Genomic DNA, 12,729 nt, shown 5'->3' on the forward strand with positions numbered 1-12,729 from the left:
GAAGGGTGTCCAGGTTCGTCTTCACAAACCAACCAACGGGCACCCTTCGTCATGGTCGCGGCCAGCCCAGCAATCGGACTCACTCATCTAGGCGGCCAGGGACACCCCTGTAGCCGGGGGACGGTGCGCGGGCGCGGCGATTGGGGCGGCACGCGACCCGGTCGGGCTGACCGTTTCTGCCCGTGCTCCCGGCGGCTGCGCCTCGGCGGCCCGATGGGCAGTCAAACCCGGTTCCTGACAGGCATGTTGTGTGATGTGTGCCACTTTAGCTACAGTGAGTTACTGATCATATCAACTGAGCTATTGGCATATGCCAAGCTGGCGCCCTCATGGGGGACGCCGCCGACTGCCACGCCGACTACGCCAAGCAACCATGGGTGATCTCTTAGTAAAATTCGTTCGGATCTCGTGCGCGAATCCGAGGGTTGTGCCGGAAAGCTGGAAGCGAGCCGAAGACGGCTCCGGCGAAGCAACGAGCGCCGCAATCCGACCGGAAACGAGCACATGGACAGCTGTACGCACTACCGGCTCCGGCACCTGCGGCCCCCGCACACCGCCTGTGGCCCCCGGCGGTGTGCGGGGGGCGCGAAGTCGCGCGTCGGCCACCCGCCGCACAGCGGGGAGGAGCGTTGAGCGAGGACTCCCCGGGGGTGACTGGCGCCGACGACGCGCCGCTGTGGGACCCCGCCACCGCGGCCGACGCGGTGTCCGCTCTCCCCGACACCTTCGCCCTGGAGGACGCCATCGACGTGGTCGGCGCCGAGGTCGGCGTCGAGTTCGAGGGCTACATCCTCGGCCAGCGCCCCGAGATGCTGCGCTTCGCGGAGGAGGTCCTCCAGTCGCTGCCGGCGGCCGAGAAGGTCGTCCACGAGGTCACCGTCTACCTGGGCGCCAACTGGCAGCAGATCCTCTCCTCGCGCAACGCCGAGGAGGAGATCTGGGAAGTGCTGGGCGCGGCCGTGCTGGAAGCGGCCTACCGCATGGGACGCGACCCCCGCCTGCAGCGGGACCTGGACACCGCGAGGCGGCTGATCGAGGACATGTTCGCGCTCCTGCACGACCGCTACAGCGATCTGGGGGCCTTCCACGACGCCATGAAGCCGCTGACCCGCGGCGAGTTCGCCGCCGTCATGATCAAGCAGGTCATGGGTTTCACCAGCAAGCTCGCCGCCCTGATCCTCAACGTCCACCCGGCCACCGTCGACCGGAACCTGCGCCGTGCCAAGGAACTCCTCGGCGACGACCTGGCCCCGCACCGGCTCTTCGAGGACCACCAGAACCGTGCCAGAGGAGGACGCCAGTGACGGCCCCCGACCCCACCGACCCGATGGCCCCCGGCCGGGTCGAGCAGCTCCTCGCCCGTGCCCGCCCCCAGCGCAGGACCACCGACGACTACCCCCGGGTCATCCGGCACATCGCCCGCGACCTGGCGGCGCACCGGCGCGGCGAATACGAGCAGCCCGCCTGGTGGGCCCACCACTCCCGCGCCCGCCTGGGCCTGGACTCCCTGGTCCGCTCCGTCCTCACTGAGGAGGCCCTGGCCACGGTCGTCGACCTCGCCGAGCAGGACGAGGTCAACGACCGGCCCGCCCAGCTGCAGCACCCGATAGACGTCAGCGAGATCGACGCCGAGATCGCCGGCTTCCAGATCTTCGGCTGCCTGCTGTACCTGGCGGGCCACCCCGCCTCCGCCGCGTTCTGGTGGGGCATGGCCGCCGGTGCCGGCGACCAGCTCTCGGCCACCTTCGTCTACCTGCTCCACCTGCAGCGCGGCGAACTGCACCAGGCCATCCGCTGGTTCCAGGAAGCACACTCCTTCCTCGACCGCCCCGTCGGCGTCGGAACCATTCCACCCGGCGTGCCGGACATGGTCGGCTACATGCGCGCCCTGCCCGCCCACCTGGTGCCGTGGACCAGCCCCGAGAACGCCGAGCCCACCGACCAGCTGGCCCCCGAGGTCGAGCGCCTGGTGGTCCGCGCCGGCCCCGGCGACGCGCCCGTCATCGACGGTGTCGCCGGACGTCCCGGCCCCCGCCTCGCCACCCAGATCGAACAGCTCGCCAGCCACTGAACCGCGGATCGGCCCGCCGCCCTTCGTCCGGCGGGCCGATCCGCCCGCCATGCACCGCCGGGAACCCAACCCGCCCCGGAACGCCCCAGGTGCCCGCGCCCCGGACCCCGGCAACGTCCGCCGCCGACGGCCGCGCCGCCACCCGGGTCGGCCCCCACCGGGCCGCCACCTCCGCTACCTGTCGACGATCACGTCCGGCCCACACCCACCGGAGCAACCCCATGTCCACAGTGCTCCAGCACGCCGCCCTCATCACCGCGGCGAGCGCCTGCTGGTACGCCCTCGCCGTCTCCGCCGCGGCCGTCACCGCGGTGCTCGCCCGCACCGCCGACCGCCGCCGCGACGCCCGGGAGGTGCTCAAGGTCCTCGTCCACCGCCGGCCCTGACCGCCGTGTGCGAGCCCGGTCGCTTGATGGGAACAGTTGTTCGATTTAGGGTGGGGGTGTGACCAGCGCTGTTCCGTTCTCCCGCTCCCACCCCGGCCACCCGGAGTACCAGCACGGCGACGCCGAGCGGGCGCCGCGCGCGCTGATGTCCGGCCCCGGCCGCTGCTGGACCACCGAGCCCCGTTGGCGCTGGGCCGAGATCCGTCTCGGCGGCCGGTGGCGGCCATGCCGGATCGAGAACTGGCGCCTGCATCAGGGCTCGACCACCTGGGTCGCCCTGGTCCAGTGGGGTCCCGGCTTCGACGACTGGGGCTGGTACCTCCACCACCGCGACACGATCCGCCAGACCCCGCAACCCACCGACCCCGACGGCCCGGCGAGCTGGTGAACACCGGCAACGACAGCCAGGCCGCCGTCACCGACCTCGCCGACGCCCTCAAAGCCTTCGCCGACCACGCCGTTCCCCCCGGTGCCGCTGCCGGGGACGACGTCTGGGTGACCATCGGTACCCCGTATGGAATCGAACAGCGCACCGTGCGCTGGAGCCCGCCCCCGGCGCTGCCGGCCACGATCAGGGCGACGACGGCCAGGACGGCACCCGGCCCCACCGGATACCGCAGCGTCCCCGGCAGGGGAGGGGTTTCGCCGGAACCGCCCGCCAGACGACACAGGACCGTGATACTCGCCCCGTGACGACAAAGAGCCCGGCAGGCCTGGAGCTGCCCCGGATCCTGCCCGGCAACCCGGCCTGGATCCAGAACGCCGCCTACCTAGCCGAAGTCCTCGGCCTGACCGCCACCGCCGCCCACGTCCGCCCGCACGAGTACCCTCTCCCAGCCCTGACCCTGGAGACGGCGGGCGAGGCCATCGGCGAGATCGCAGCCGAGCTCACCACCGTCGCACGGGACACCGCGCCCCCGGTCGTCCTCTACACCCTCCCCGCCTGGGTTCTCAGGGCCTTGCGGGAAGTCCTCGCGGCGCTGCACGCCGCGGCCGGGGACGGGGCGGAGTCGTCTCTGCGGTCGACGCTGCTGCTGCTCGGGGAGGACCTGGACTACCCGAGTGTTCGGACACCGGCCGAGATGGCGGCGGACTTGGAGCCGGTGGTCGGGGTCCTGGCCCTCGACAGCCCGGCGGTGCGTGCGGCGGCCGCGGACCTGGCCCTGGACCGCTGGCAAGCCGGCACCGAGACGGCGCTCACCGAGCTCTTCGCGCAGTGGGTTCACCTCGGGGTCCAGCTGTAGGCGCGGCGGTACCCAGCGCCACGCCGGACGGTAGCCCGCCCGGCGGCCCGGGCATGCGGCAGACCGCTGGCCCCGACGCGGTAGCCACCCACCTGCCCACCGCGCGGGCCGGACGCGTACTGGATCGGCGCGGCCGGGCCCGCGTCGGGCTGGTCCCGGTTGCGCCGTCAGGACGGCCTGGCGGGTTGTGTGATCGCGCCGTACTACCCGCCGGGTACCCCCGCAGCAACGCCCCGCCGACCCAGGAGCCCCCGTGCCGCCGACCGTCCGCCGTCTCACTCACTGTCCGGCGCCCGCCACCCACGCCACGGCCCGGCAGACCCGGCACCGCCCCCCGCGCCTCCGATGGGTGATCTACTCCTGCCGCCACCACGGAGAGATCCTCGCCCGGGACTTCGGGGGGCTCCACCTCCTGCGACAGCGGGACGACGCCGACCGTGAGCACCACGCATGCGGCGCCATGCTCGACCACCGCCCCGCCACCCAGATCATGGAGGAGGACTTCTTCCGCCGCTGGCTCATCACCCCCTGGCCGCAGGGCGAGCACTGGACCTGGGTCGACCGACTGCGCGCCAACGTCCAGGAGCGGAGCACGAACCCGGCCTGGCGCGCGGAGGCTTCCGAGATCGCCGGGCACCTCGACGCCGCCCTGATTGTCGCCGAGGCCGCCCCGCCCGGCCGGCACACCCCGGCGCAGCTCGACACCCTGCTGCGCCACCTGGCCGCCGCCGAGTACGAGGACCTGCGCACCCGGCCCGGCCGCGTCTTCCTGCCGCCCGGCGGCGAGCCCTGGCGCCGCGGCCGGCGCACCGTCGCGACTACGGCTCCGGTTCGCACGAGCCCGCTGGTGATGAGGATCTTCGAAATTGGCTCTGACCGGAGTTCCGTGATGCTCATGGTCGGGTGAGGATCCGGGTCCGTAGGAGGCGGAACGAGGCCCGGCCGTACATGGCTCTCTTGAGCGTTTTGATCCGATTTACGTTGCCTTCGACCTTGCCGGAGCTCCATTCGAGGGTGAGGCCGGCGGTGACGGCCTTGAGGTCCTGGCGGAGGAAGCCGGCGAACGACCGGACGGGCGCGGGGGCGTCCTGCTCGGCCTCGCGGATCCACTCCGGAAGGAGGCTGCCGAGTCGGTTCGTCATGAGGTCGTGGAAGCATCGGGCCAGGTCGTAGGCCCTGGCGATGTCCGGGCAGGCGATCCGGACGCCCAGCAGCTTCTCCTGTTCGTGCTCGGTGAGCGTTCCGGTCGGTCGCATGATCCAGGAGGTGATCCGGCGGGGGCTGGGGATGTCGGCGCGGACGGGTTCGGCGGTTCCTTCGCGAAGGGAGGCGACGTGGCGGCGGACCACCTGGACGCTGCCCTGGTAGCCGCGCTCGCGGATCTCCCGGAACAGCTGCTGGGCGCTGGTGCACCCTGCGGTGAAGCGGCTGTTTAGGTAGGGCTTGAACGGGTCGATCAGGCCGCGTCTGGCGGCTCCGAAGTCCTGCGCGGAGGCGAGGAGTTCGTCCAGTGGGGTGGTCTTGAACCTCCGGACGGTCTTGCGGTCGAGGCGGAGGTGGCGGGCGATGGCGCTGATCGTCCACTTCTGGTCCAGCAGCCGGTGCACGTCCGCGTACCGGCCCCGGGTTCGCTCGATGATCGGCGTGCGGGGCAGCTGCAGCAGCGGCAGGTCGATCGTCGGCGGTTCGGGCGGCGGCTCTTCCTGTTCGACGTGTTTGCGCAGGCAGGAGCGGTGCTGGTGGCAGGTCTTCTCGACTGCGGCGGACAGGTTCTGGAGCAGGTGCCAGCGGTCGGCGACCTCGATCGCGTCCGGTGCGGCTTCCTTGATCGCCCGGGTGTAGGCGGTGGCGCGGTCGCGGCAGATGATCTCCGCGCCGGGATGCTCGCGCAGCCAGGCGGCGAAGGTCTCCGAGGTGCGGTCCGGGAGCACGTCCACGACGCGGCCGGCCTCGACGTCGACGAGGACGGTCCCGTAGGTGCGGCCCTTGCGGAAGGCGAACTCGTCGACGCCGAGCACCCGCGGCGCCCGCTCCGGAACCTCGGGCGCCTCCAGCAGCCCGAGGAGGCGGGTCCGGCCGGCGGCGATGCTGAGCTTGTGGCACAGCCGTTCGCCGGCCCGGCCGCCCAGCTCGACGGCGACGTCCCGCAGCCACTGTTTCAGCCCGATGCTGGAACGCAGGTGGCGCTCGCTCAGTCCGGGGACCTGCTCGACGAAGGTCGTTCGCCGACACCGGGCGCGATCGCAGAAGTAGCGCCGCACACGAAGGCGTATCGCCAACTTTCTTCCTGCCAGCGGGCGTTCGGCAAGAGTTCGCCAGTAGGTGGAATGCCTCCGTCTTCCCGGGCTTCCGCAGCTTGGGCAACGGGCCGGCGGGCCGCACGCGGCCACCTCCACCAGCACGGCCCCTGGGTCGGCGGTCAGCCGTTCCAGTTCAACATCGACTCCGGGGAACAGCACATTTTCGATCGAGCGGAGAGCCACGCGCAGGTCATCCCGCAGGGAAACGATCCTGCATGCATGCCACTGACCTGGGATTTCACGGAACTCCGGTCAGAGCCAAATTCAGAGAGCGTCATCACTGGTGCTGGACTTGCCGAGGATCCTGCCCGGCACCCCAGCCTGGATCCGGCCCGCCCCCTACCTCGCGGATGTCCTCGGCCTGGCCGCCGCCGCAGCCCGCACCCGCCCGCACGACTACCCTCTCCCGGCCCTGACTCTGGACATCGCCGCCGACCTCCTCAAGGACCTCACGGCCGACCTCCCCAACACCCCACCGGACACCGCCACCCGAGCCGTCCTCTACCCCCTGCCCGCCTGGGCCCTCAACGCCCTACGCGACGTCACCGGCGTACTGCGTACTGCGGCCGAGGATGAGACGAACCCGCGGCCCGCGCTGCATGCGACCCTGGAACTGCTCGGGGAGGAGCTGGACTACCCGTCGCCGGCCGAGATGGCGGCCGACCTCGAGTCGCTGCTCGTGGTGCTGGAACTCGACGGCCCGGCGGTGCGCGAGGCGGCGGCCGATATGACGCTGGGTCGACGCCGCAAGCACCACCGGACGGCGCTCGATGAGGTCCACGCGCAGTGGGCGCGCCTCGGAGTGTCGCTCTAGTGCCACTGCCCGGCCGGCCAGCTCGCCCCCGCCGGCCGGCTCGCCCTCGCCGGTCTCGGCTCGCCCCCGCCTGGCCGCCGCCGTCAGGCCTGTCCCCTCCGCCCCGGCCTGACGCGGCGCGTCCGGGCGGGCCGACGCTGCGCCGCAGGCACCGTCACGACACCACCCCGGCCCGACCTCGCCTACCAGCCGACGCCCAAGGCTTCCAACTGCCCGGTGCGGGGCCGGGTCTACGTGCGGTGGCCGATGCCCGGGGTCCCCTTGTTTTGGGGAACCCCGGACATCGTGAGCCCTACCAGCCGTGCTGGAGGATGGTCCGCTCCTCGTCGAGGCGCGTACGGAGGGCCTCGTCGGCGTCGGGTAGGGGGCGCTGCAGCCGTTCGCAGACGGCACGGTGGATCGCGAGTGCCTCTTGGCCGCCGCCGGCGGCCAAGACGACCGACCACAGTGGCCGGTGGGCGGGGGTCCCGCTCTCAGCGATCACGAGGACCTCGACCCTCGCCGGGTGGCCGAGCTGCCGCAGGCGCTTGGTGCCGGTCCGGTCGGCAACGGACTCCCAGGTGCGGGTCTCCCCTTCCCGGGCTGCCTTCTTCAGCGCGCCGAGCAGGGGCTTGGCGAGTTCGGCGTACTCAGCGGCCGCCTTCGGTGCCTCGCGCCGCCGGGGCACGGCCGGGGAAGCGCCCCTCGTCCCCTGCTGGGCGGCCTCCAGCTCGGCCCGGGCCTCATCCTGGCGCTGGCGGAGCTCGGCCCGCTGCTGCTGGAGCGCTTCCTGCTCCCGCTGCGCGGCCAGAATCCGCTGTCGCCGCGCATCCGCGAGGCGCTGCTCGGCTTCGACGCGGTACTGATCGCTCAGTTCGGCCACCAGCGCGCGGTCCTCTTCCGAGGCGCCGGGATCCGAGGTCAGCTGCCGGGCCTCCTCCAGGAGCTCCCGGGAAAGCGTGCCGGGCTCGGCCCGGCGCAGCCGGACCATCACCTCGGTGCGGCGGCGGGTCTGCAGGGTGAGCCGCCGCCGGCCAGCGGTCAAGGCCTCGCCCAGGTTCCGGCGGTCTTCCACGCTCTGGTCCTGGGTGAGCAGCTCCTCGACCGTGGCCAGGGCGTCGCGGAGCCGCTCCGGACCGGCCCAGCTGAGGTTCCGGACGGCGGCCTGGGCCACCTCGTGGTTGCGGGCGGCGGTAGCTGCCGCGGTGTCGGAGCGAGTCACCGTGACGATCGCCCGCCGCTCACCCGCGTGCCCCGGCGACGCGGGGCCGTCGGTGGCGGCCTGCTCGGCCGGGGACGTCTCGGGGCGGTCGGCCGGGGCGAAGCCCTGCGCGGTGAGGATGAGGGTGCGCAGGTCGGACCAGTCGGTCCGGTCGGGCCTCTGGGTGCCGATGATCAGCGGCCGGCGGCCGTCCCGCTCTCCCTCGTAGCGGATGCGGTGGACATAGCCGCGGGCGGTGAGGCGGTCTGGGGGAATCAGGACCCCGGTGCCGAGGAGGAACTCGGTGACCTCGACATCGTCCCACTTCACGGGCTGGGTCCTGTCGAGGTGGACCAGGAGGCGGCGGCCGTCGGCGAGGTCGGAGACGATGGCGGAGCCCCGGGGCTCGGGGAAGTCGAAGGTGACGCCGATGCCCTGCGCCTTCAGCCAGGCCGCGAGGTCGGCCTTCATGAACAGGTGGTCCGCGCCGTCCTTGCCGCGGGCCAGGCGCCCGCACGGCGTGCCGCGGTCGTCCCCAACGGCACGGTAGTGCGCGAAGTGGCAGATCTTGTCGTGGCACAGGCGGGTCATCAGCTGGCGGCCGCAGCCGCCCGGCAGGTTCACGCCGCACCACCAGGTGGCCCCGGCGTGCTCCTTGAGGAAGGCGGTCAGCTCCTCCGGGTCCTCCGGGCAGATCGCCGGTTCGTCGGAGTACGGGGATCCGACAACCGCGGTCTGGATAAGGCGTCTGTCCATTCTGCTCCCAATGGGCTGAAAGGGTTACCTACGCAACATTGTGCTCCTGTCCACCGACACCATGAGCTCTTCCGGGCACAGATCGGCTGGCGGCCGGCCGCCGCGCTCGCGAACTGTGCCACGGGCGCCGAATCCGCGGTTCCTGTACCTGAAGAAGGACGTCAACGTCCGTCCGGGCCGGACCACCCGGACCGCCCCGACGCCGCCGGACAGCCTGCGCGGGCCGGCCTCGGCGGTCAGCGGCTGGAGCCTGGGCGAGCCGGACGAGCGCTGAACGCACGGCCGCCTGCACACACTTCAGGACGCCCTCACCGCGAAGATGGCGGACGCCCGGAGACCTAGCGGAGACTGACCGTGCTTCTACAAGCAGGCCGGCCTGTGTCGGACCCGGCGCCTACGATGCAGGGATGAGCGCTCTGAAATCCGATCCGGTCCTGGTAGGCCTCATCCGGTCCGTTGAGAAGCTGGACTTCTCCGTCAGCGTCACCCTGACCACCACAGGTGGTGTGGTGATCGGCAACCTGGTCTCAGGCCGTGAGTGGGCCAACGACTACCGTCGGCAGCTCGAAGGAACACCCGCCGCCGCGTTCTTTGACGAGGTGTTCGAGAACCTGGCGGAGTCGCTGGCGACCAAGACCGCCGAGAACGAGGAGGAGAACCAGGAGACGGATGACGACGGGGAGACGGACGACGACGCCGAACCCCAGTTTATCCACCTCACCAAGGCTCAGTACCTCAGCGCGAACGAGTTGATCCCGCATGGCAATCCTCACCCCTGGCGAGGCCGCCTCGACCAGATCGTCGCCTGGTCACTGGGAGCCCTGAGCACCAGCTGACCAACGAGGCGAACGCGGGAGGCCGTCATCCGCAGGGCGACGGCCTCCCCCGCTTCCTCAGAGCCCCGGCGGCCTACCGCCAGCCCACGACGTCAGCCCGGCCGGGACGGCCTGCTACGCCCACTCGACGCCGTGCTCGGCGAGCTGCGCGAGCTGGCCCACAGTCAGCTTCGCCCGGCGTGCCTTCTGGTTGTTGAGCCAGGTGCCCAGCGCGAAGTGCGACACCACCACCTGCTCCTCGCCACCGGGGCCGGCCTCCACGGCCTCCACCGGCTCCTTGTGCGGGCGGGGCACCCGCGGGTGTCGCTCCCGCTCGACGAACTGGGCGAGCGCGGCCAGGCCCTGCTGGAACCGGTCGATGCGGGACAGCTTCGGCTTCGCCTCAGCGGCGGCCTTGGCGGCCACCAGCTCCTGGTCCTCCTCGATGCCGATCGCGGTCAGCAGGTCCCGCTGCTCCTGGTCGAGCTCGGCCCAGCCGGCCCGCTGCGCCTGCACCCACCGGCCGAGGGGCTCGCCTTCGAAGACGACGTCGCCGGGCAGCTGCGCCCAGTCGACGCGGCCGTCGGCCTCCAACCACCAGCGGCGGGCCGCGGCGTAGGTGCGCTGCCAGGTGATCGGCCAGGTGGGGCACCACCAGGGGTCGATCTCCTCCAGCAGCCGGCGTCGGTGGGTCGAGAGCGCCCCGGCCTGGTCGGCGGGGACCTGGGCGGCGGCCCGCAGGGCGGAGAGCCAGGTGCCGATCGGGTAGCCGCCGATCGACGCCCGCGCGGGCGCGGCCAGGCTGCCGCCGTGCTCGCGCGCCCAGACCCGCGCCCAGTCCAGGCCGGCCTCGAACCGCGCGTCCGGCACCGACCACACCATCCCCAGCGCGTCGAGCATGTCGATCCGGTGTGGCGCCAGATCGCCCGCCGCGTACTCCACCCGCCGGTCCGAAAGCCATTTCCCGAGCGGGAACTTCCCCTCCTTTCCGGTCATCGCCGAATAGGGCACCTCAAGATTCCCGAATTCCTGGTGCCAGGCCCTGGCGTGCGAGATCCCCTCACGCCAGTACTGCCCCTCGCCGGTCAGTACCCTGGTCCGCACGAAAAGCGCCAGAGAATCCGGGTCCTTCGGCGTCAGGAACCGCACCGGCAAGCTGAACGACGGCTTCCCGCCCGGCCCCGTGAGCCCGGGCGGCTGTACCGCCTCGGCGCTGCGCCCGCTGGTGCGGTGGCCGCCCTGCTGGGGGACGGCGAGGTTCTCGATGACCTTGGCGTCGTGGGCCCGCAGCGAGGTGAGGATCTTGACCAGGGGCGCGTAGGAGTCCGACTCCAGGAAATCGTCGGGTTCCTCGTCGTCCTTGAGGAAGACCGGCACAAGAAGGGACGCGACCTTATCCGGGTTGTCGGGGTCGAGACGGACGGCCCGGCCGATCCGCTGGATGTTCTGGACCATCGAGCCGTGGCCCTGGAGGAGCACCCCGTCAGCGCTCGGGATATCGACTCCCTCGCCCAGGACGACGCAATTCGAAAGGACAGCGTGCTGAAGTCCTTCATTTTCGGCCGTCCCGAAACCGCCGATGACCTCCTGCCGGAAATCCGTCGGGTGCTCCCCGGAAATCCACTGCGACCAGAACTCCTCCGGATACTTGTCCGGGTCCTCGCCATTGAGGCGTTCCACGGTCTGGTTCAGCGTCTCGGAGAAATACCGGGCCTCGATGGTGCGGGTATGGAATGTGATGACCCGCCGCAGTTTCCGCTCCGCCATCGTCTTGATCAGCGCGGCCTGCATCGCGGCGACCCGTTCGGGGTGGACCTGGTCGTCCTCCTCGTCCTCGCCCACCCCCGGCCCGTACGGCAGGGGCTGACGCCGCGCCGCCTCACGGTTTTTCACCGGGTCGCGCAGCTCCAGCACCACGATCTCGAACGGCGCCAGCAGCTTCTGATCGACCGCGGCCTGGAGCCCCAGGTCGAACACGCACTCCCCGTAGATCGCGGTGTCGTCCATGGAGCACAGCAGGCCCTCCTCCAGCGGCTGGTAGGCGCCCTCGCGCCGCCGCACCGACCTCGGCGGCGCCCACACCCGCGGCGTCGCCGTCATGTACAGCCGCCGCACCGCAGGGATCGCCCCCTGGTCGTGCACCACGGTCCACGTCTTCTCCACCGACCCCGACGACCGGTGCGCCTCGTCGCACAGCAGCAGGTCCAGCGGGGGCACGGGCCCGCCCATCAGGGCGGGGTCGACCTGGTAGGCGTCCTGGAGGGCTCCGGTGGAGGCGTAGGTGGCGAACAGCGTGACGGGCCGGTGCCTCCGGGCCGCGGAGCTGAGCCAGTAGGCGATCTGCACCGGGTTCGTCGAGCGCTCCACGCCGTACGGCAGCTCGCCGGCCTCCAGCGAGCACACCGCGTACATCTCGCCCGCGCGGCCGGCCCTGCGCCACGACCCGATCATCTGCAGCAGCAGGTCGAGGGTCGGCACCACCACCAGGACGGAGCCCCGCGGCGCGATCCGCTGCCCAGCCACCGCCCCGACGTAGCTCTTCCCGGTGCCCGTGGCCATCTTCACGTTCACCCGCAGCCCGGCCGGCACCTCCACCCCCGGCCGCTGCGACAGGCCCCGCACGATGGCCTCCAGGGCCTCCTCCTGGTGCCCCCGCAGCGTGATCGCCTCAGGCTCCTGGAAAGTCTCCACGCTCACAGAAAGGTCTCCCCTCGAACGCCCCGGACCGGACCCGGGATCTGGCAGGAAATACTGACGGTGCGTTTCTGATACAACCGCCGAACGAACCCGTTGAGGGCGGTCCGGACTAAATATTGAGCCCATTCGTGAGCGGGCCGCGCGTCTATCAGGTCGTGTGCAAGAATTCCCGGGAATCCTCGAATTGGCGGGTCCAGACCCTGCGTTCGGCGGGATCGCCTGACAGGGCAAGACTGATACACTGGCGCCGTGACTCACACTCCGAGAGTAGCGCATCACCGGTTACAATGGAGCCCAAATCGCGGCCTAGACCCCGGTCTAGACCAATCTGGCGGGAGTGAAGCCGACCCGCACGCGCCCCCGGCGCGCCGCCCCTCCCCCCAGTCAGCCTGCCGTGAGTCCAGCCCAAATGCCTGCTCAACGGCTTGAGCAGGCATCAGCCCATCGGCATCATGGAGCGAAGCGG

The 12,729-nt window shown here is 71.5% G+C and carries 13 protein-coding genes; 10 read left to right on the forward strand and 3 right to left on the reverse strand.

Translation table 11 applies throughout. The annotated features are described in order from the left end of the window. Positions 1-629: 629 nt before the first annotated feature. The 7 genes from ACWDD9_RS43425 to ACWDD9_RS43455 all read left to right on the forward strand — a co-directional run bounded on the left by ACWDD9_RS43425 (position 630) and on the right by ACWDD9_RS43455 (position 4,608). On the forward strand, positions 630-1,304 hold the full coding sequence (locus tag ACWDD9_RS43425; protein WP_159028369.1) for a hypothetical protein: 675 nt from the start codon (positions 630-632) through the stop codon (positions 1,302-1,304). Then, positions 1,301-2,071 carry a hypothetical protein gene (locus ACWDD9_RS43430; RefSeq protein WP_449814746.1) on the forward strand — a complete coding sequence of 257 codons (771 nt, stop codon included), beginning with the start codon at positions 1,301-1,303 and terminating at the stop codon, positions 2,069-2,071. Before ACWDD9_RS43425 ends, ACWDD9_RS43430 begins: the two co-directional genes overlap by 4 nt. A gap of 221 nt (positions 2,072-2,292) precedes the next feature. After that, positions 2,293-2,457: a hypothetical protein gene (locus ACWDD9_RS43435; protein ID WP_159028370.1), complete on the forward strand. Its 165-nt coding sequence runs from the start codon at positions 2,293-2,295 to the stop codon at positions 2,455-2,457. A gap of 58 nt (positions 2,458-2,515) precedes the next feature. Further along, entirely contained in the window at positions 2,516-2,845 is a 330-nt protein-coding gene (locus ACWDD9_RS43440) for a hypothetical protein (protein WP_449814747.1), read from the forward strand. Further along, positions 2,842-3,150 (forward strand): hypothetical protein, encoded by a 309-nt coding sequence (locus ACWDD9_RS43445; RefSeq protein WP_449814748.1) that lies wholly within the window; start codon positions 2,842-2,844, stop codon positions 3,148-3,150. The genes ACWDD9_RS43440 and ACWDD9_RS43445 overlap by 4 nt, the downstream gene beginning before the upstream one ends. Next, positions 3,147-3,701: a hypothetical protein gene (locus tag ACWDD9_RS43450; protein WP_449814749.1), complete on the forward strand. Its 555-nt coding sequence runs from the start codon at positions 3,147-3,149 to the stop codon at positions 3,699-3,701. The genes ACWDD9_RS43445 and ACWDD9_RS43450 overlap by 4 nt, the downstream gene beginning before the upstream one ends. Before the next feature lie 349 nt (positions 3,702-4,050). Further along, positions 4,051-4,608, forward strand: coding sequence for a hypothetical protein (locus ACWDD9_RS43455; RefSeq protein WP_449814750.1), 558 nt, complete (start codon positions 4,051-4,053; stop codon positions 4,606-4,608). On the opposite strand, the gene ACWDD9_RS43460 is transcribed toward ACWDD9_RS43455, so the two are convergent. Beyond that, on the reverse strand, positions 4,595-6,184 hold the full coding sequence (locus tag ACWDD9_RS43460; RefSeq protein ID WP_449814751.1) for an ISL3 family transposase: 1,590 nt from the start codon (positions 6,182-6,184) through the stop codon (positions 4,595-4,597). The genes ACWDD9_RS43455 and ACWDD9_RS43460 overlap by 14 nt on opposite strands. Before the next feature lie 100 nt (positions 6,185-6,284). Here ACWDD9_RS43460 and ACWDD9_RS43465 point away from each other — a divergent pair, with 100 nt between their 5' ends. Further along, positions 6,285-6,815, forward strand: a complete 531-nt coding sequence (locus tag ACWDD9_RS43465; RefSeq protein ID WP_449814752.1) for a hypothetical protein — start codon at positions 6,285-6,287, stop codon at positions 6,813-6,815. 292 nt (positions 6,816-7,107) lie between these two features. Here ACWDD9_RS43465 and ACWDD9_RS43470 read toward each other — a convergent pair whose 3' ends face one another. Continuing rightward, positions 7,108-8,751, reverse strand: coding sequence for a hypothetical protein (locus tag ACWDD9_RS43470; RefSeq protein ID WP_449814753.1), 1,644 nt, complete (start codon positions 8,749-8,751; stop codon positions 7,108-7,110). A gap of 115 nt (positions 8,752-8,866) precedes the next feature. Between ACWDD9_RS43470 and ACWDD9_RS43475 the strand changes: the two genes are divergently transcribed. After that, the gene (locus tag ACWDD9_RS43475; RefSeq protein ID WP_159028372.1) at positions 8,867-9,025 is read left to right on the forward strand and encodes a hypothetical protein; all 159 of its coding nucleotides are present in this window, start codon (positions 8,867-8,869) and stop codon (positions 9,023-9,025) included. Positions 9,026-9,158: 133 nt separating this feature from the next. Next, positions 9,159-9,587: a hypothetical protein gene (locus tag ACWDD9_RS43480; RefSeq protein WP_049650139.1), complete on the forward strand. Its 429-nt coding sequence runs from the start codon at positions 9,159-9,161 to the stop codon at positions 9,585-9,587. 114 nt (positions 9,588-9,701) lie between these two features. Here ACWDD9_RS43480 and ACWDD9_RS43485 read toward each other — a convergent pair whose 3' ends face one another. Then, positions 9,702-12,263 carry a Helicase associated domain protein gene (locus ACWDD9_RS43485; RefSeq protein WP_449814754.1) on the reverse strand — a complete coding sequence of 854 codons (2,562 nt, stop codon included), beginning with the start codon at positions 12,261-12,263 and terminating at the stop codon, positions 9,702-9,704. Between the last annotated feature and the right edge of the window lie 466 nt (positions 12,264-12,729).

The organism is Kitasatospora sp. NPDC001119 (assembly GCF_053598475.1).